The sequence below is a fragment of the Burkholderia thailandensis E264 genome, assembly GCF_000012365.1.
Lineage (GTDB): Bacteria > Pseudomonadota > Gammaproteobacteria > Burkholderiales > Burkholderiaceae > Burkholderia > Burkholderia thailandensis.
Genome location: NC_007650.1, coordinates 811,091 through 830,781, shown reverse-complemented (window position 1 = coordinate 830,781; position 19,691 = coordinate 811,091). Strand labels below are relative to the sequence as shown.

13 protein-coding genes and 1 pseudogene are annotated in these 19,691 nt (G+C 67.3%); 5 read left to right on the top strand and 9 right to left on the bottom strand.

From position 1 onward, the window contains the following. Positions 1 to 9: 9 nt before the first annotated feature. The 4 genes and pseudogenes from fdnG to BTH_RS32780 all read right to left on the bottom strand — a co-directional run. Positions 10 to 3,081, bottom strand: a complete 3,072-nt coding sequence (fdnG, locus tag BTH_RS03690) for a formate dehydrogenase-N subunit alpha (RefSeq protein ID WP_011400996.1) — start codon at positions 3,079 to 3,081, stop codon at positions 10 to 12. Positions 3,082 to 3,520: 439 nt separating this feature from the next. Next, complete coding sequence (locus tag BTH_RS03680; protein WP_009907335.1) at positions 3,521 to 3,757, bottom strand: hypothetical protein; 237 nt, start codon at positions 3,755 to 3,757, stop codon at positions 3,521 to 3,523. Between the two features lie 100 nt (positions 3,758 to 3,857). After that, positions 3,858 to 4,625 (bottom strand): YdcF family protein, encoded by a 768-nt coding sequence (locus tag BTH_RS03675; RefSeq protein ID WP_009895895.1) that lies wholly within the window; start codon positions 4,623 to 4,625, stop codon positions 3,858 to 3,860. Positions 4,626 to 4,939: 314 nt separating this feature from the next. Continuing rightward, positions 4,940 to 5,358, bottom strand: a pseudogene (locus tag BTH_RS32780) (succinylglutamate desuccinylase/aspartoacylase family protein); the annotation flags it as partial. A gap of 582 nt (positions 5,359 to 5,940) precedes the next feature. Between BTH_RS32780 and BTH_RS03665 the strand changes: the two are divergent. From BTH_RS03665 to BTH_RS03655, 3 genes are all read left to right on the top strand, one after another. Beyond that, positions 5,941 to 6,174 carry a DUF7661 family protein gene (locus BTH_RS03665; RefSeq protein WP_009895892.1) on the top strand — a complete coding sequence of 78 codons (234 nt, stop codon included), beginning with the start codon at positions 5,941 to 5,943 and terminating at the stop codon, positions 6,172 to 6,174. Between the two features lie 242 nt (positions 6,175 to 6,416). Then, entirely contained in the window at positions 6,417 to 7,340 is a 924-nt protein-coding gene (locus tag BTH_RS03660) for a YihY/virulence factor BrkB family protein (RefSeq protein WP_009895891.1), read from the top strand. Between the two features lie 456 nt (positions 7,341 to 7,796). Continuing rightward, positions 7,797 to 8,960: a porin gene (locus tag BTH_RS03655; RefSeq protein WP_009895890.1), complete on the top strand. Its 1,164-nt coding sequence runs from the start codon at positions 7,797 to 7,799 to the stop codon at positions 8,958 to 8,960. Positions 8,961 to 10,088: 1,128 nt separating this feature from the next. Here the strand turns inward: BTH_RS03655 and BTH_RS03645 are convergent. Continuing rightward, positions 10,089 to 10,532, bottom strand: a complete 444-nt coding sequence (locus tag BTH_RS03645; RefSeq protein WP_011400993.1) for an HU family DNA-binding protein — start codon at positions 10,530 to 10,532, stop codon at positions 10,089 to 10,091. On the opposite strand from BTH_RS03645, the gene BTH_RS03640 reads away from it, so the two are divergent. Further along, on the top strand, positions 10,531 to 11,934 hold the full coding sequence (locus tag BTH_RS03640) for an acyltransferase family protein (protein ID WP_043288954.1): 1,404 nt from the start codon (positions 10,531 to 10,533) through the stop codon (positions 11,932 to 11,934). The genes BTH_RS03645 and BTH_RS03640 overlap by 2 nt on opposite strands. Before the next feature lie 399 nt (positions 11,935 to 12,333). On the opposite strand, the gene galU is transcribed toward BTH_RS03640, so the two are convergent. Both galU and BTH_RS34265 read right to left on the bottom strand, forming a co-directional pair. Next, on the bottom strand, positions 12,334 to 13,221 hold the full coding sequence (gene galU / locus BTH_RS03635; protein WP_009895884.1) for a UTP--glucose-1-phosphate uridylyltransferase GalU: 888 nt from the start codon (positions 13,219 to 13,221) through the stop codon (positions 12,334 to 12,336). A 274-nt stretch (positions 13,222 to 13,495) separates the two neighbouring features. Next, positions 13,496 to 13,639, bottom strand: a complete 144-nt coding sequence (locus BTH_RS34265) for a hypothetical protein (RefSeq protein WP_009895883.1) — start codon at positions 13,637 to 13,639, stop codon at positions 13,496 to 13,498. A gap of 217 nt (positions 13,640 to 13,856) precedes the next feature. Here BTH_RS34265 and BTH_RS03625 point away from each other — a divergent pair, with 217 nt between their 5' ends. Then, positions 13,857 to 15,029, top strand: a complete 1,173-nt coding sequence (locus BTH_RS03625) for an acyltransferase family protein (RefSeq protein ID WP_009895882.1) — start codon at positions 13,857 to 13,859, stop codon at positions 15,027 to 15,029. A gap of 712 nt (positions 15,030 to 15,741) precedes the next feature. On the opposite strand, the gene BTH_RS03620 is transcribed toward BTH_RS03625, so the two are convergent. Together BTH_RS03620 and BTH_RS03615 are read right to left on the bottom strand one after the other, a co-directional pair. After that, positions 15,742 to 18,207: a glycosyltransferase gene (locus tag BTH_RS03620; RefSeq protein WP_009895880.1), complete on the bottom strand. Its 2,466-nt coding sequence runs from the start codon at positions 18,205 to 18,207 to the stop codon at positions 15,742 to 15,744. Then, on the bottom strand, positions 18,204 to 19,670 hold the full coding sequence (locus BTH_RS03615) for an oligosaccharide flippase family protein (protein ID WP_009910723.1): 1,467 nt from the start codon (positions 19,668 to 19,670) through the stop codon (positions 18,204 to 18,206). The genes BTH_RS03620 and BTH_RS03615 overlap by 4 nt, the downstream gene beginning before the upstream one ends. Positions 19,671 to 19,691 lie beyond the last annotated feature (21 nt).

The following is a 19,691-nucleotide window of genomic DNA, read 5'->3' as shown; positions in this document are numbered from 1 at the left end:
TCTTTCCCCTTACGCCTTTTCCACTTTCACCAGGAACGACTTGAATTCCGGTGTCTGCGAGTTGCCGTCGCCGACGGACGGAGTCAGGGTGTTCGCGAGATAGCCGGGCTTCGTCAACCCCTTGAAGCCCCAATGCAACGGAATGCCGACCGTCTGCACCTTGCGGCCGTCGACCGTGAGCGGCTTGATCCGCTTCGTGACGAGCGCGACCGCGACGATGTGCCCGCGGTTCGACGACACCTTCACGCGATCGCCGTGCGCGACGCCGACCTCCTTCGCGAGCTCCTCGCCGATCTCGACGAACTGCTCGGGCTGGATGATCGCGTTCAGCCGCGCATGCTTCGTCCAGTAGTGGAAGTGCTCGGTCAGACGATAGGTCGTCGCGACGTGCGGGAACTGGTCGACCTTGCCGAACGCCGCGCGATCGTCCGGGAACACGCGGGCAGCCGGGTTGTTCAGCGCCTGCGGGTTGTTCGGATGCAGCGGATTCGCGGCGAGCGGTGTCTCGAACGGCTCGTAGTGCTCGGGGAACGGGCCTTCGTTCATCGCGGCGCGCGCGAAGAAGCGCGCGACGCCTTCCGGGTTCATGATGAACGGGCCCATGCCGGTCTCGGGCGGCTCGTCGATCTTGTAGTCGGGAACGTCCGCGCCCGTCCACGTCTTGCCGTTCCAGCCGATCAGCTTGCGCGTCGGGTCGAACGGCTTGCCGGCGACGTCGCACGACGCGCGGTTGTACAGGATGCGCCGGTTCGCGGGCCACGCCCACGCCCAATTGAGCGTCTGGCCGATGCCGGTCGGGTCCGAGTTGTCGCGCCGCGCCATCTGGTTGCCCGCTTGCGTCCACGCGCCGCAGAAGATCCAGCAGCCGCTCGCGGTCGTGCCGTCGTCCTTCAGTTGCGCGAAGCCGGCGAGCTGCTCGCCCTTCTTCACGAGCGTCTTCGTCGGGTCCTTCGGGTCAGGCAGATCGGCGAGCGCGCGGCCGTTGAACTCCATCGCGAGCTCCTCGGGCGTCGGGCTTTCCGGGTTCGCGTACGGCCAGCTCAGGTTGACGATCGGGTCGGGATACTTGCCGCCGTCCTTCCTGTACATGTCGCGCATCCGCAGGAAGATCCCCGACATGATCTCGAGGTCGCTCTTCGCCTGGCCGGGCGGCTCCGCGCCCTGCCAGTGCCACTGCAGCACGCGGCCGGAGTTGACGAGCGAGCCGCGCTCCTCCGCGAAGCACGACGTCGGCAGCCGGAACACCTCCGTCTGGATCTTCGACGAATCGACGTCGTTGTGCTCGCCGTGATTCTTCCAGAACTCGGACGTCTCGGTCGCGAGCGGGTCCATGATCACGAGCCACTTCAGCTTCGCGAGCGCCTCGGACGTCTTGCGCTTGGACGGTGCCGCCGCGAGCGGGTTGAAGCCCTGGCAGATATAGCCGTTCATCTTGCCCGCGTGCATCAGCTCGATCGTCTGCAGGAGGTCGTACGGCTTGTCGAGCTTCGGCAGGTAGTCGTAGCCCCAGTTGTTCTCGGCGCTGACGGCATCGCCCCACCACGCCTTCATGAAGCTCACGTGGAACGCGCGATAGTTCTTCCAGTAGCTCAGCTGGTTGGGCCGCAGCGGCTGCTGCGCGCGCTTCTGGATGTAGGCGTCGAAATCCTGCTCGGCCTGCATCGGCAGCGTCATGTAGCCCGGCAGCAGGTTCGACATCAGCCCGAGGTCGGTCAACCCCTGGATGTTCGAGTGCCCGCGCAGCGCGTTCATCCCGCCGCCCGCGATGCCGATGTTGCCGAGCAGCAGTTGCACCATCGCGCCCGTGCGGATCATCTGCGCGCCGACCGAGTGGTGCGTCCAGCCGAGCGCGTACAGCACCGTGCCGGCGCGGCCTGGCACGGCCGTCGTCGCGAGCATCTCGCACACCTTCAGGAACTTGTCCTTAGGCGTGCCGCAGATCTTCTCGACCATCTCCGGCGTATAGCGCGAGTAGTGCTGCTTGAGCAGGTTGTACACGCAGCGCGGGTGCGCGAGCGTGTCGTCGACCTTCACGAAGCCGTCGTCGCCGCGCTCGTACTCCCACGTCGACTTGTCCGGGTACGCGTGCTTGTCCGCGTCGTAGCCGGAATAGATGCCGTCGTTGAACGCGAAATCCTCGCGAACGATGAACGGGAAATCCGTGTAGTTCTTGACGTACTCGTGCTGGATCTTGTCGTTCGTCAGCAGGTAGTTGATCACCCCGCCGAGGAACGCGATGTCCGTGCCGGTGCGAATCGGCGCGTAATAGTCGGCGACCGATGCGGTGCGCGTGAAGCGCGGATCGACGACGACGAGGCGCGCATTGCGATGCGCCTTCGCTTCGGTGACCCATTTGAAGCCGCACGGGTGCGCTTCGGCGGCGTTGCCGCCCATCACGAGAATAACGTCCGCGTTCTTGATGTCGACCCAATGGTTCGTCATCGCGCCACGGCCAAACGTCGGGGCAAGACCTGCCACCGTCGGGCCATGTCAGACACGAGCCTGGTTGTCGAACGCGAGCATCCCCATGCTGCGCACGGTCTTGTGCGTCAGATAGCCGACTTCGTTGCTGCCCGCCGATGCGGCCAGCATGCCCGTCGTGAGCCAGCGGTTGACCTTCTTGCCGTCGTCCGTCGTCTCGACGAAGTTCGCGTCGCGGTCCGCCTTCATCAGCTTCGCGATCCGGTCGAGCGCGTCGCTCCACGAGATCGGCTGCCACTTGTCGGAGCCGGCCGCGCGGTACTCGGGCTGCGTGAGGCGGCTCGGGCTATGGATGAAATCGATGAGGCTCGCGCCCTTCGGGCACAGCGTGCCGCGGTTGACCGGGTGGTCGGGGTCGCCCTCGATGTGGATGATGCTCGACGTGGCGTTCTTCGCGCCGTCGCCGAGGCCGTACATCAGTATCCCGCAACCGACCGAGCAGTAAGGACACGTGTTGCGGGTTTCGACAGTGCGCGCCAGCTTGTATTGGCGGACCTCGGCGAGCGCTTCGGCCGGCGAGAAGCCCAACAGGGCTAGGCTCGATCCGGCGAGCGTCGTCGCGGACAGCTTCAGGAACTGGCGCCGGGACAATTGGAGCATGGTGGTCTCGGGCGGGTTGTATTGAAGGGGAAGGATTTAATGTTGCGTGGCTGGGTTACGAATGCATGGTTGCGGATTGCGCGAGCGCCCCGGACGCGGCGCCCGGCGGGCGCGCGGCGCGGCGGCGACGAACCGCGCTGCCTATCGTCTTTCCTTTATATGACAACACGAGAGAATCGGATAGCGGAACCGTCACCAATAAGGGAAAACCATTTCTTACAGCACGCAAGGTTATCAGATCGCACGAAAACGCGGCATGTCACGCGAGGATCGCGCGCATCGGCACAGCATCGCCGGTTGCCGCGCCGGGCGGCAGCCTGCCCATCAGGCAGCGCGCACGCGCGCCGGGGAAATCGCCGCGTCCGGACCTCGTCGGGATACCCCGCGCGACGCCGCACCGGCGCGACGGCCGCCCTTGCCGCACGGCGCTCCGGCGCGTTTACGGCATCCGGTACGAAATATTGAGGAAACGACGCGCGGCGGTCGCCGCGGACGGATATCGCGATGCACACGAATGCGGACCGGGCGACGACCAGCGCCGGGCGCGGCGTTCGTCGTCAAGCCCGGCGGCGGCCGGAACGCGACGCATGTGGACGATAGGCTCGCACGGCGCGACTTCGGCGATCGGCGCAGCAATGCGCATGGAGGCCGTCGGCTCGAACGAGCCGACGTTCACGCCGGCCCGTTCGGCCCGTTCGGCGCGACCGAGGCGACCGACTCGACCGAGGCAACCCAGGCAAAACGGGCCCCGACGGCGCACGGACGGCGCGCCGCGCTCACGCGTCGCCGGGCTGCGTCCGCGCCGGGTTCCAGCCGAGCGCGTCGTACAGCCGGTAGCGCGCGATGCCGAGACATTCGTGCAGCGCGAGATCGGCGACCGAGAAGTTGTATGCGAGCGGAAGCGGGAACGTCACCGCCTGCAGATACTCGGCGCGCACGGGGATCGCGGCGACGCCGAAATGCGCGAAATACAGCGCGCTGCGCCGCAAGTGGACGCCCGACGTGACGAGCAGCACGCGGTCCGCGCGATAGCCGTCCAGCACGGCGCGCGTGAATTGCGCGTTCTGCCACGTGTTCATGCTGCGCGGCTCGGAGAGCACGTCGGCCGCGTCGACGCCGAGGCCGATCAGCGCGTCGCGATAGATGCTCGCTTCCGGCGCGCCGTTGCGACGCGCGTCGCCGCCGCTCACGAGGATCTTGCAGCCGGCGTTCGCGCGCGCGCGACGGCAGTCGCGGTACAGGCTCGCCGCCTCGACGACCCGCGAATAAGAAAACGTGCCGGGCTCGACCGCGCCTGTCGCGGCGATTTTCTCGGTGGCGAGGCCGAGCATCACGATTGCGTTGCGCTCGCCCCACGCGATCGCGGGCCGCGCCGCGTACGGCGCCTGCAGCTCGCGCAGCAGCCACGCGGGCACGGGGCCGCAGCCGATCGCGAAAAACGCGGCGGCGGACGCGACGAACAGCGCCAGGCTCGCGCGGCGGCGCTTCGCGAGCCGCAGCAACGCGGCGACGAAGACGATGGCGGTCAGCAGCGCGAGCGTCATGCGACGGCCGCCGACGCGAAAGCGATGGCGCGCGAACGCGCGCGGCGCGGCGCGGCGGTCCGGATGGCGGCGCGCGCCGACGAGCGAGAGGATCGAGGCATCGGGGTGATCGGGCGATGATAGGGGGGAGAGATTATGCGGCCGCCAGCGGCATCGCGGCCAGTGCATTTATGTGCAGCGGGAACGGTGAAGACATCGAACGGACGATGCCGGGGTGATGCCGGGGTGGCATCGGGGCGGCGTCCGTCCCGCGCCGGCGACGCTCGGAACGACGGCCGCCCCGCCGGATTCGTCTCCGACCGCTCGAGCGTCTCCGGCAGCAGCACGTGGTCGATGTCGTCGGCAATCACGGCGGTCGGCGCGCCGGCGGGATCGCCGGGAACGCAGCGGCTCAGGTTGCCGCCGTCGATCGGCGACACGCGCAAGCCCGCGTCCGCCGCCGGAAAATTCGCCATCGGCAGGACAATCAGTTGCCCGGCGATCTGCGCCGCGTCAATCTCCCGCACGACTCGCGACACGACGATCTGCCCTTCGTACTCGTCGCCGTGGTTGCCCGCCATCACGCACACGACGGGGCCGCAGCCGTTGCGGATCGACACGATCGGCACCGGAACCCATCCGTATGCCGAACGATGGGCCGAGTGCGGCACGCGCAGATTGCCGGCGTGCTTGCCGTTCGCGTCGAGATCGACTTCGCTGCGGATCGGATTTCGGAAGGGGGCGTTTCGGTGATGGTCGGCATCGGCCAGCGACAGCCGGAGCATGACGAAGCGGTGAAAAGAAGCCTACCGGCAATCGCAGGTAGGCGCTCGGGGCGCGCACGATGCGCGAAGCCGTGATGCCGTGATGCCGCGCAGTTGCGGCCGTGAGGCCGTTGCGATGCACCGACGCCGCGATGCCGTCGCAAGGCGGCGTTCGGGCCGATCGCGATGCGGCCGTCGTGGACCGGCGTCGGTATCGGCAGCGGCAGCGCATCGCCCGGAAACGAATCGGCACTGCGGGTGTCGACGCGCTTTGCAAACGCTGCAACCGTCGGAATCGTAACGCGCCGCCGCATCGGCTGGAACGATGAATTCGTCCGATCGTCATGCGCGGCTCGGTGCTTTGCATCGCGCCGTTGCGGCGCTTGCGGCATTGACGCCGCCGGGCGCGTCGACCGCCTTGCGACGTGGTTTTCTGCTAACGTCGCCTTACGGCCGCGTTCGCGCAGCGCCGGCACGAGTCGCGCGACACAGGGCCGTTCGCGCGGCGCGCGTGCCGTGCTGACCGTCGCGGAACGCACACCGCCGAAGCCCCGATCCATCAGGAGCCCCGCATGACCACACACCGTTTCGACGTGTTCGGCAGGCAGATCCTGGTCGAGCGCAAGCAGGACCGCTGGGTGCCGTTCTACCCCGGCACGGACGGCAAGCGCCGCCCCGCGCATTTCGTCATTCCGGATTTTCTCGAAGCCGACGAGCTTGGCCAGTATCTCGGCGATCTGTTCCTCGAGAGCGCTACGCCCGATAACGGCGATGTCAAGCGCCTCGATCTGCCCGAGCCCGACTGAACGGCACCGCGCGCGTCGGCCGCAGACGCAGCCGCAGACGTATGCGACATGCGAAGCGCGGCAGCCGCGCGCGCCGACGCGCCCCCGCCGCGGCGCGACGCGCGGCCCGGCCCCGACGCCGCGCTCCGTCGCCCTGCTTCGTCCTGCTTCGCCGATTTGAATAAACTTTTCCGATCGGGCGGCGTCCGATGCAAAAACGGCAAACGACCCCGGCGCGCGATGCGCGCCCGTACGCTCACCCCATGAAATCCCTGATTCCGCAACAACCGCAAAAGCTCGTCCGTCACAACGTCAACTGGGCACTCGACGCGTTCAGGCGTTTCTCCGCCGACCGCTGCTCCTCGATGGCGGCGAGCATCGCGTTCTACTCGGCGTTCTCGCTCGCCCCGACGCTCGTGATGGTGATCGCGGTCGCCGGCTGGTTCTTCGGCGCCGATGCCGCACGCGGCGAGGTGTTCAGCCACGTGCACGAGCTGATCGGCAACGAGGCGGCGGCCGGCGTGCAGACGATCGTCGAGAACGCGCATCGCAGCGGCAGCCGCGGCGGCACGGCGGCGCTGATCTCGTTCGCGATGCTCGCGATCGGCGCGTCGGCGACGTTCGCATCGCTGAACACCGCGCTCAGCGTGATCTGGCCCGCGACCGAAACGCGCGCATCGTCGGTGCTCGGCCTCGTGCGGGTGCGGCTGATCTCGTTCGGGCTCGTGCTCGGCGTCGCGTTCCTGCTGATCGTCTCGCTCGTGCTCGACACCGCGATCACGTTCATCGGCCGCTGGCTGTGGGGCGCGTCGCCGTACGTCGCGATCGGCAACCTGTTGCAGTTCTCGATCGGCATCGCGGTGCTCGCGTTCGCATTCGGCACGCTGATGAAATTCCTGCCGGACGCGCGCGTGTCGAACCGCGATGCGATGACGGGCGGCATCGTCTCCGCCGTGCTGTTCTCGGCGGGCAAGAAGCTCTTCGCGCTGTATCTCGCGCACGCGGGCACCGCAAGTGCGTTCGGCGCCGCGGGATCGTTCGCAGTGCTGCTGATGTGGCTGTACTTCTCGGCCGCGGTGCTGCTGCTCGGCGCGGAATTCGCGGCGGCGCGCGGCGCGGCGCACGCGTCGATCGACGCCGCATCGCAAGCGGATGCCGCGCCGGCGCGCGGGGGCCCGCTCGACTGACACGCCCGCCAAGCGCATCAGGAAGCCCCCCGCACCTTACGCCGGCCTTTGCGCGTATTGCGCCCGAGCAAACGTCCTGCTCGATCTACCGCGCACCTGGCGCGGAAAGATGCCGGCGTCGTGTCGGAGCAGAGTGCGGCGTTCGAGCGCGCGCCTGTCGCCATCGCAGCCACCGCCACGCCCGCAAACGTTTGCATGCACCGACTTTGCTGCGAAAACAGCCCGAAAACGGCCCCACACACAAGCAATATGCTTGCTTCCGCAACAATCGCAACGCAACCATCGGCCAGTGTTCCCGGAATCGAAATGGTCGTTTATGTGATTGATATAAAAAGACTTTTCATCGCTGTCACCTTTTTGAGACACTTTATTTTTTTGGATTTCTTGCATTTGATGCAGTGCGCTATTCTCCAATCCGCAACAAATAACGACTCACTCGCGTGGAGAAATAGCTCAATGAAGAAACTCGCTCTGTCTACCCTCTCGCTCGCGCTGCTGGGCGCGGCCGGTGCAGCTCAGGCTCAAAGCAGCGTCACGCTGTATGGCGTGATTGATACGTCGATCACTTATGTCCATGGTAACGACGGCAAGGCCAACAACGCATGGCAAATGGGCAGCGGCAACCTGCAAGGTGCCCGCTGGGGCCTGAAGGGCACCGAGGATCTCGGCGGCGGCCTGAAAGCCATTTTCCAGCTCGAGAACGGCTTCAATTCGGCTAACGGCGCGCTCGGCCAAGGCAGCCGCATGTTCGGCCGTCAGGCGTTCGTCGGCGTGCAAAGCGATACGTACGGCACGCTGACGCTCGGCCGTCAATACGATCCGCTCGTCGACCTGGTTCAGCCCGTCACTGCAGACAACTACTTCGGCAGCCTGTTCGCCACCCCGGGTGACGTCGACAACAACGACAACAGCCTGCGCGTGAACAATACGGTCAAGTACACGTCGCCCGTGTTTGCCGGCTTCCAGTTCGAGGCGTTGTACGGCTTCAGCGGCATCGCAGGCTCGCCGGGTACCGGACAGACGTGGGCGGCCGCCGCGGCGTACAACAACGGCCCGGTCGGCATCGGGGCCGGCTACTTCCACGCATCGAACTCGGCTCCGCTTAGCGCAGCAGGCGTTCGCACGGGCTGGGGCGGCTCCTCCGACGCGATCTTCGATGGCCCGGACAACTCGCTGTTCATGAACAACGGCTACGCGACGGCCAAGTCGATCGGCATCGCTCAAGTCGGCGCTCAATATGTGTTTGGCCCGTTCACGTTCGGCCTCGGCTACAGCAACGCGCAATACAAGTCGGACAGCGCATCGGCATTTGGCTCGACCGAGAAGTACAACACGGGCCGCGGCTTCGTCACGTACCAGGCGACGTCGGCGCTGCTGCTGGGCCTCGGTTATATCTACACGAAGTCGAGCGGCGATTCGAACGCGAAGTACCACCAGGTTTCGCTGGGCGCAGACTACTCGCTGTCGAAGCGGACTGACGTCTATCTGGCTGGCGCGTACCAGCACGCAAGCGGCACGCAAGCGGGCGGCGGCGACGCACAGGCGTCGATCGGCTCGTACGGCATCGGCGGTACGAAGTCGCAAGAGATGGTTGCCCTGGGCCTGCGCCACAAGTTCTAAGCGCAGCCCCGACGCGCGGTCCGTGTTCGCCTTCGGGCGTCGCGGGCCGCGACCGCAAAGCCAGCCCGACGCATACGCGCGCGGCTGGCTTTTTCGTTATGCGGCGCCGTGCATGAAGCGCGCATCGCCGGGCGGCGGCGACAACGTGCCACGCGCCCACCGCGCACCGCACGTCACGCACCGCACATTGCTCGCATCGACGCCCACCACGCCGCTCGCCGGCCCCCCGCCGCGCAAGCCCCGCCGGCTGCCGCAGCCCCGCGCCGACGCTTCATCGAGCCACGCACCATGCGCGCCGAGAGAGACCGACGTGCGCGACATCGATCGATCGCTCAGCCGACGGCTCGCTATCTGGGCAAACCATCCTCGCCTGCTGCTCGACGCATCCGACGCTCGACAAAGACGAATGTCGCCGTCGACACGCCAATCGCTCCGGGTCATGCGCGAGTCATCGTCGACGCGCCGCACCGGCCCCTCGATCCCCCAGCACGACGCCGTCGCCGCAGCGGATGCGGATGCCTGTTGCGCCGCATCGGTCCGTGCGCGATCTCAAGATGAACCCGCATCGTCATGCTGCGATTGGTCGACGTCGCTATGCCACGCACGCACGTCGCCGATCGTCGTACGGCGGCCGCGCCCGTCCGGTAGAGCGTCAGCGCCCCGTGCCTCGATCGCGCGGCGGCCTTTCGCCGGTCATGGCCGCCACGCCTCGGCGAACGTAGATCGCGAAGTCGCGCGAGCCGCGCATCGAGCGCCGCGCGGCAACATGTCGCCGCACCTCAACCGCATCGATCCATCGTTCGCCGACAGACCAAAGACGTACGTCTCGCCGCGTTGCCACGTTGCCACGTTGCCACGTTGCCACGTTGCCGCGATGCCGCGATGCATTCCCGATCGACGCCCGCGATTACGCCAACCGCCTTCCACTCGCAACCGCGCGCCGCCGTGCTCTGTGCGCGACCAGCCCCGCGCGGCCGCCGAACGTCTTGCCGCGCGCCGCATCGCGCCTGCCCGCCTGCGCCGGCACCGCCCCCGCACGGACAAAAAAATCCCCGCGCGCTCGCGCACGCGGGGATTTTTTCGGACTGTCGCAGCTACCGGACGATTCCGGCAAACCGCACGCCGTCCTTACGCTGCCGCGTCCTTCAGCTTCTTCAGCGCGCGAGCCTTCACGCGCACGCTGGCCGGCTTCGCCGGGAACCAGCGCTCTTCGCCCGTGAACGGGTCCTTGCCGAAGCGCTTCTTCTTCGCCGGCACCGCTTGCGCCGTGATCTTCAGCAGACCCGGCAGCGTGAACTCGCCTGCGCCCTTCTTGTGGATCGAGCCCAGCACGACGTTCTCGAGCGCCGCGAGCACTGCCTTGACAGCCTTCACTTCGATGGCCGCACGCTCGGCGATGTGCGTCGCGAGCGAAGCCTTCGTGAACTTGTCCTTCAGCGGCGTCGGAGCGGCGGGCGCCTTCGCGACAGCCTTCTTGGCCACTACTTTCTTCGCGGGCGCTGCTTTCTTGGCAGCCACTTTCTTGGCCGGTGCGGCAGCCTTCTTAGCCACCTTTTTTGCGGAAGTCGCCATGTTTCTCCTACCAGGTGTGGTCGTTGGATACACGAAGCGCGCGACATGCGAGCTTCAACGCCGGATTCTACAAGCGCCGCGCCGCTTCGTGCAGCACTTTTGTGCGTTTTCCGCGGGTTTCCCGCAGGTTTTGTTGCGCGCCGCTGACTACGGATATCGTTTCAGCCCTTGTGCGCAGCGGTTTTTGCGTCGCGTATCGAATTGCCCGAGCGAATTATGTTCGACATTTGCATTCCTATACTGTCCGCCGGCATCGCATCGCTTGGGACTTGGAATGCGCGCAGTCAAACACGTTAGAGGGCTCGACGGTTTGCGCGCCGTCGCCGTCACGCTCGTCTTCCTGTCGCACCGCGCGCACTTCGGCGCGCTCGACGTCGGCCAGATCGGCGTGTGGACATTCTTCGTCATCAGCGGCTTCCTGATCGTCGGCGAGTTGCACCGCGGCCGGCTCGCGATCGAGCGCGGCACATCGTGCCGCCGCTACGCGTTCTGGCTGTTCGCGGGCAAGCGCGCGCTGCGCATCCTGCCCGTCTACTACCTGCTGCTCGCCGCGCTCGCGATCGCGCATCGCCAGCTCTATCAGCGCGGCGTCGATCTCGGGCTGCGCTGGCACGCGGCGTTCCTGTCGGACTATTGGATCGGCGTCGTCAAGCAAGGCTGGCCGGGCAGCACGTCGCACTTCTGGAGCCTCGCCGTCGAGCAGCAGTTCTACCTGATAGCGCCGATCGTGCTGCTCACCGCCCGCGCATCGCGCCATCTCGCGATTTGCGCGGCCGCCGTCGCGCTCGCCGCCGCCGCGCATCTGCTGCTCTGTTGGCAACACGCGTCGCCCGTGCTCATTTACGCGTTTTCGCCGTGGAATTTCGCGTTGATCGCGCTCGGCGGCATCGGCGGAATCCTGTGCAACGGCGGCGTCGCCGCGCCCGAAGGCATCGCGGGCGCGCTGATGCCGTGGATCGGCGCGGCGGGCACCGCGTTCTGCGCGACGCGCACGCTATGGGCCGCGCCCCTTTCCGCGACGGCGGGCGGCCTCGCCGACATCGGCCTCGGCGCGTCGATCGGCATCCTGCTGTTCTGGATCGTGAGCCGTCCCGAACATCCGGCCGTCTCGCTGCTCGAGCGCGCGCCGCTCGCGTACCTCGGCACGATCAGCTATGGGTTCTATCTGTTCCACAACCTGATTCCCGAGCACATCGGCGCAATGCCGGGCGTCTACGAACGGCTGCGCGTGCCACCCGCACTGCAGGAACTGCTGCCCGAAATCCTGCAATTCCTGCTTGCCGTGCTGCTCGCGCATCTGTCGTGGCAGTACCTCGAAAAGCGCCTGCTTGACTACAAGAAGCCGCTCGACGCCGCGCTGCGCCGCCGCTTCGCGCCGAGCGAGCGGCCGGCCATGCGTTGACCGGCGCGCGACGGCAGGCAGGACGCGGCCGTGACGCCAGCCGCGGTTCGGTCGTTCGACGCCGCGTAGCGCGAACGCGTCAAGCGAGCGGCCGCGCGATTAGCGGCGCCATTCGGGAGTGCGGACATCCGCGGCGTCGAGCGCCCTTCGGGACGGCGTTGTGCGCCCCGGATGATTCGCGCGAAGCGAGCGAGCGGCAGCGCGGCGCGTTCGCCGGTCCGGCGTGCGCCAAGCGCCAACCAGCGCGTGGGCGGCGCGCCGGCAACGGCGCCGCCGGGTCTCTACGCGGCGTGCGCCCGCCATGCCCGATCCCGTCCGGACACAAAAATGCCCCGGCTCGCGAGAACCGGGGCCAACGGAACAACCACCACACACCTTGGACGTCAGAAGACAGGGATGCTAAGCGACCGCGGCGAGCGCCGGCAGGCAGTTGCGCAGGTATGCCTCGAATTCGCGGCCGACTTCCGGATGCTGCAGCGCGAGCTCGATCGTCGCCTTCAGATAGCCGAGCTTGCTGCCGCAATCGAAGCGGGTGCCGTAGTATCGGTATGCGAGCACCTGCTCCTCGGTCAGCAGCGACTGCACCGCGTCCGTCAGTTGCAGCTCGCCGCCCGCGCCCGGCTTGATCTTGCGCAGATGCTCGAAGATGCTCGGCATCAGCACGTAGCGGCCGACGACGCCGAGATTCGAAGGCGCATGCTCGGGCGCCGGCTTCTCGATGATGCCCGACAGCTTGATGATGTCCTCTTCCCACTCGCGGCCCTCGACGACGCCGTACGAGCGGCTGTCATCGCGCTCGATCGTCTCGACGCCGATCACCGAGCTGTGATAGTGATTGAAGACGTCGACGAGCTGCTTGAGCACCGGCTGGTCGCCGTGCAGCAAGTCGTCGGCGAGGATCACCGCGAACGGCTCGCCGTGCACGAGCTTCTCCGCGCAGAGCACCGCGTGGCCCAGGCCGAGCGCGGCCGGCTGGCGCACGTAGAAGCAGTCGACGTGGCTCGGCTTGATGCCGCGCACGAGCTCGAGCAGCTTTTCCTTGCCGCGCGCCTCGAGCTCGGATTCGATCTCGAACGATTTGTCGAAGTGATCTTCGATCGCGCGCTTGCTGCGGCCCGTCACGAAGATCATCTCGGTGATGCCCGCATTGATCGCCTCTTCGACCGCATACTGGATCAGCGGCTTGTCGACGACGGGCAGCATTTCCTTCGGACTCGCCTTGGTGGCGGGCAAAAACCGTGTGCCGAGACCGGCAACGGGGAACACGGCTTTGGTGACTTTCAACATGATCGCATCCCGAAAGTGTTGACGATTGGCCGGGCGTCAGATGCCGGGCGCGCACGCCGGGCGCCACCGCGCTCGACGGACAGCGCGCATCGGCATCCGGCGCGCCGGCAACCCGTCAATCTGAATAACATCCGCTCGATCCGATTCCGCTTTCGTTAATATGAAAACGCTGTCCGGATATAAGCATATTCGGATAATCGTCGCGGATTCGGTCGATCTTTCCGACCCGCCGGTTGCTTCGCGACAATTTACCGACTCGATCCGGCACGCTCGATTATTCGAATTCCTCCGAATAAGGCACGCCGCCGCGGCCGAAGCCGAAACGGTTGATCGGTTCGTTCTTCAATGCGTCCCGATAGGCCGACAGAACGGCCATCACGAGCAATACGGCGCCGCTTGCAATCCAATGCATGTCCATCGTGCGCTCCTTCCTTCAATCGACATGGGATCTCAAGCTATCAGAAAAAAATCGATAAATAATTTTCCGCCATGCCGCCGTGCGGAAACCGTTACGAACGGATACGTTTAATTACATTTATTCGTTAGGCGATTTTTTATTCTCCCATCCGGATTTCTTGCGGATTACGATCGAATGGCGCCTTTTGTGCCTTTCCCATCGCAAGGAACCGGATCGCATGAATGCTTCGAGCATCCCGTCGGGAGCGCCGCCGCGCGCCACCGACCACAAGGAACACCTGATCGACGCGCTGCGCGGCTTCGCCGCGCTGCTTGTCGCGTACTTCCATTGCCGGCAGGTCGTATGGGTCGGCCTGCAGCACTTCCATCGGACGTATGGCCATTCGCTCGATCCGAGCGTGATCGTCGGCTACCTGACGTTTCCGTTCGCGTGGGGCTCGGCCGGCGTGCCGATCTTCTTCGTGATCAGCGGCTATTGCATCCATCGCAACGCGGCGCTCAAGCTCGCCGGCGATCCGTCGTACCGGCTCGACGCGCCGAACTTCTGGGCGCGCCGCTTCGCGCGCATCTATCCGGTGCTGCTCGCCGCGCTCGTCGCGACGCTCGTGTTCGATTCGATCAGCCTGCAGATCGAGCCCGTCAGCCACAAGATCCGGGACATCGGACTCACGTCGTTCGTCGTCAACCTGCTGTCGCTGCAGGGCGTCGCGGGCCACACGTACGGCTCGAACGGCGCGCTCTGGACGCTGTCGCTCGAAGTGCAGTTCTACGCGATCTACCCGCTGCTCTTCGCGGCGCGACGCCGTTTCGGGATGCTGCCCGCCGTCGTCGCGATCGCGCTCGTCAACGTTGCGTCGGCCTGGCTGCTCGAACGGCACGACCTGCAATTCTTCACGTCATACTGGCTGTCGTGGACGGTCGGCGCGTGGATCGCCGACATTCGCGCGCGCCGCGACGCGCGCGCCGCGCCTGCGCCGTCGCGGTGCTGGTACGCGGGCGCGGCGATCGGCGTGGCGCTCGGCTGCGTCGCGTTCCATTTCGGACAGTACGGCGCGTTCCAGTTGTGGGCGGCCGGCTTCGCGTGCTATCTGCACGCGGCGCTCGCGCGGCCCGTGTCCGCGTCCATGCCGATGCGGGTGCTCTCGTGGTTCGGCGACTTCAGCTATTCGCTGTACCTGATCCACCTGCCGTTCTTCGTGTGCCTGGCGTCGGTGCTGTACCGCTCGGAGTTACAGTTGTCGATCTGGCCGTCGTTCGCGTTCGTCGCGGCCGTCGTCCCCGTCGCCTACCTGTTCCACCGGATGTTCGAGTTGCCGGCGATGCGCTGGTCGGCGAGCCTCAAGCCGAAACGGACCGTCGCGGCGGCCGCGCAGCGGCAAATGCCCGTGTGACGGGCGATGCGCGCGGCTCTCGGCGCGCTTTTCGGCGCGCTTTTCGGCGCGCTGGCTGACTGCGCTTCGGCTGCGCGCATTCGCCCCGTGTGTGCCCGGGTCGCGCCCCCGGGACTATCGTCCGTCGGCCCCCGCGTTCACACGACATCGTCACGACGGGCGATTTTCATGCGTCGCCGTCGGCGCCGCCAGCGCACTGCCAACCCACCGCCGATCCACCGCCGATCCGTCAAGCGGATTCGGATATCGGCGCACATCGCGCCTTGTCCGCACGTCGACGAAATAACCGGAATTGAGCGGCGGCATGCGTGCGTCGGACACCGCGTCCCCCAACGCGAACGAACGCGCAACAATCCGGGCATCCGGACGCCGATGTCACGGGCCGCGAAGCAATTCCCGCGCACGCCGCCGATGCGCGCAACGGCGCGACGGCGCGGCGTGGTCGGCCGGCAGGCGCCGGCGACGCGGCCGGCGCGCACACGCCGGCAGGCGCCGGCGCGGCCGGCCCATTTAGGCGCGACGATCGCCCTTCAAGGTCATGCCGCATCCACCTCGCCGCCGATCACGCCCGTCGCGCGGCAGCGGAACGTGAGCGGCCGTGCTCGGCGACGCGCAATTTCGGCGCGGCGCGACAAGCGAGTCACGCAAGAGCCCGGCCCCGCGCGCTACGCCCCAGCCGGTCGCCGCATGCCCGTTCGCGACAAAACCGGTTTCACCGCCGCCGCGCAGTCTCGACGAGAATGCGCTCGACCTGCTCGACATAGGTCTGCGTGCCGAACCGAGTCACGGCGGTGTCGTAGCCGTTCGCGACCAGCCGCTCGCAAAGCACCGCATCGGTACGCAGCGCGGCGAGCGCGTCGGCGAGCGCGTGCGCGTCGCCGGGCTCGCGGAGCAGGCCGTTCACATCGTCGTCGATGATCTCGACGACGCCGCCCGCCCGTGCGGCGACGACGGGCCGCTTCGCGAGCATCCCCTCGACGATCACGCGGCCGAACGGCTCCGGCGTGATCGACGTGTGCGCGACGACGTCGACCGCCTTCATGCAGGCGGCGACGTCGCGCTGAAACCCGAGGAAATGCACGCGCTCGCCAAGCCCGTGCAGCGCGACGAAGCCGCGCAGCTCGGCCGCGTACTCGTCCTCGCCGAAGAGCGGCGCGCCGACAAGCGCGACGTGCATGTCCGGATAGAGCCGCGCCGCCTCGAGCAGCACGTGCTGCCCCTTCCAGCGCGCGAGCCGGCTGAACGAGCCGACGATCCACGCACCGGCGGGCAGCCCGAAGCGCACGCGCAGCGCGGCCTGGCGGACCGGCTCCAGCGCGACGAACGGCTCGGCCGAGATGCCGTTGAAGACGACCTGCACCGCACGCCGGTCGAAGCCCGTCAATTCGAGAAACGCTTGCGCGGACGCATCCGAGTTGGCGATCACGCGCGTCACGCCGAGCCGCGCGCACTGCTTGATCGCGAGCCGCTGCTTCGGGCCGAAGTGCGCATCGCTCACGATATCGCGCAAATGCCAGACCACCGGCTTGCGCGCGAGCCGCCCGGCGAGCGCGCCGACCACCATCGCGCGCTGCGTGTTCGCATAGATCACGTCCGCCTCGCGCGCGCGCCGCGCGACCTCGCGCACGAGCGCGAGCAGGCTGCCCGCCGCGCGCAGCGACACGCCGCCCTGCTTGTGCACGCCCGCGAGCGCGCGCTGGCCGACGACGTCCACGCGCACGCCGGCCTCGTCGAGCGCCGCGCGAAACGGCCCGTCGTCGAACAGCACGACGTCGGCCGACTCGTGCAGATGCTTCATGATCTCGAGCAGCGACAGCTCGGCGCCGCCCAGCACGCCGCTTTGGTCGAGCACGAGCACCTTCAGGCCGCTCGCCGCGAGCGACGCGCGCCCGCCCGGCCGCGCCGCCGCGCCCGCAAGCCTCGCGCGCGCCTGCGCGTTCGGCAGCAGCGCGTCGATCTGCGCGACGAAGCGCCGCCGGAAATGCGCGGTGGAGAACCGCTCGGCGTTCGCGCGGCAATCCTCCGGCTTGAAGCGCGCCGGCGCGCGCTCGAAATCGTCGACTGCGGCGACGATCGCGCGCGCGCTCTGCTCGTCGAAGAACACGCCGGTCGGCCGCTCGTGCGACGTCGCGTCGCGCACCGTCTCGAGCGCGCCGCCCTTGCCGAACGCGATGACGGGCGTGCCGCACGCCTGCGCCTCGACAACCGAGATTCCGAAGTCCTCCTCGGCCGCGAACACGAACGCCTTCGCGCGGCGCATCCGGTCCTGCAGCACCGGGAACGGCTGATAGCCCATGATCTCGACGTTCGGCGCGGCCTTCGCGCGGATCTTGCGCATGTCCGGCCCGTCGCCGATCACGACGAGCCGGCGCTCCGGCATCTGCGCGAACGCGTCGACGATCAGGTCGATCTTCTTGTACGGCACCATCCGCGACGCGGTCAGATAGAAGTCTTCCTTGTGCGTCGACAGCGTGAACGCGTCGACGTCGACGGGCGGAAACACGACCGCCGCGTCGCGCTGATAGACCTTGTGGATGCGCCGCGCGATGAACGCCGAGTTCGCGACGAAGCGGTCGACCGAATTCGACGTGCGCACGTCCCAGTTGCGGATGTAATGCAGGATCAGCCGCGCGAGCGCCGATTTGACGCCGCGCGTCAACTGCGATTGTTCGAGGTACTGATGCTGGAGATCCCACGCGTAGCGGATCGGCGAATGCACGTAGCTCACGTGCACCTGGTCCGGCCCGGTGAGGATGCCCTTCGCGACCGCATGGCTGCTCGAGATCACGAGATCGTACGCGGACACGTCGAGCTGCTCGATCGCGAGCGGCATCAGCGGCAGATAGCTGCGGTACTTCGTGCGCGCGTACGGCAGCTTCTGGATGAACGACGTCGTGACCGGCTTGCCGCGCAGGAACGTGCGGTCATCGAGGAAATCGACGAGGCCGAACAGGTCCGCGTCCGGAAAACACGCGACGATCTGCTCGAGCACGCGCTCGGCGCCCGCGTAGGTGACGAGCCAGTCATGGACGATCGCGACGCGCAGCGGCCGCGCCGCATCGCGCGCGCGGTGCGCGGGCGGCGGCGCATCGGCGATGCGCGCGTCGCGCGCGGCGCGCTCGACATCCTGAAGCGACGCGGCGCGCTGCAACGGATGTTCTGCAAGTTCGCGGTTCATACGCTCTTCCTCGGGTTCAGACGCACGAGCGCGCTGCGCGCGAGCGCGCGCATGCCGGGCGTCATCGTGATCGACCAGCCGACGTTCAACGCGACCGCGACCGCGCACGCGGCGATCGCCGCGCCAAGACCCGGCAGCGCATGCGCGACGTACAGGCTCGCGAGCAGGAACGCGAGGTGCGCGCACATGTCGAGCGCGATGGCGCGCATCCGGATTGCGGACAGATACAGCAGCACGCCGTAATCGACGAGCGCGCGCGCCGCGACGACCACCGCCGCGCCGATCAGCCCGAAATGATGGATGCCGAACCACAGCGCGCCGACGAAGAACGGCATCTGCACGAGGCCCGCGGCCGCCGCGCGCGCCGGATTCACCTGCGACTGAATGAGAATGCGCGTGACGCTCGCCTGGCCGACGAGCCACACGCTGATCACGAGCACGCGCCCGACGGGCGCGGACAGCTCGGCGAGATCCTTGCCGACCCACAGCGCGAGAAACGGCCCGAGCGCGAAGATCGCGGCGATCGCGACCGGCGTGAACACGCCGTTCAGGAATTCGAGCGACTGCTTCACGAGCGTGTCCGCGTGATCGCGGCCGACGGCCGACAGCCGCGGAAACAGCGTGCGCACGAGCGCGTTCGGCAGCATGTTCAGGCGCGTGACGAGGTTCTGCGGCACCGTGTAGTACGTGACGTACTTCGCGCCGAGCCCGGCGCCGAGCATCACGCGGTCGAGCGTGTCGGCGATCATGCTCGTCGTGCTCGCGATCAGCATCCAGCCGCCGAAATTGAAGAGCCCCTTCGCGGTGCCGAGTTGCGGCGGCTCGATCCTGCGGATGCCGAGCACCTTCATGCTGGCCGCGCCGAGCATCACCGCGGCGATCAAGCGCGCGCCGACGGCCGCCGCGAGCACGACCTGCAGCGTCGGCGCGACGAGCCACGCGGCGAAAAGCGGCATCAGCTGGAACAGGAACGTGCCGATCGTCTGGTTCGTGTTGAACACGCCGAAACGCTCGGCGCCGTTGATCGCGCCCGCGAACACCCACGACACGTTCGCGAGCGGAATCGCGAGCGCGAGCCACGGCAGCGCGAGATACACCTCGTGCTGCAGCGCGGCCGACACCTTCGTAAAGTACGCGGTGTACATGAATGCGCCGAAGTAGATCAGCAGCCCGCCCGCGACGCCCGTGGCCAGGTTCAGCCAGAACGCGCTCCAGAACACGCGCGCGCTCTCCTTCGCGTCGCCGCTCGCGAGCGCCTTCGAGATGTGGTTCTGAGCGGCCATGCTCATCCCGAGATCGAGAATCCCGAAATAGCCGATCAGCGTCCACACGAGGCTCACGACGCCGTAGCGCTCGACGCCGAGCGCCTTGATGTACGCGGGCACCGTCACGAGCGACACGAAGGTCGGCAGGATCAATCCGAAGAAATTGATCGCGACGTTCTTCAGCATGCCTTTATCCATGATCGCGCCGCCCCGCTGCGT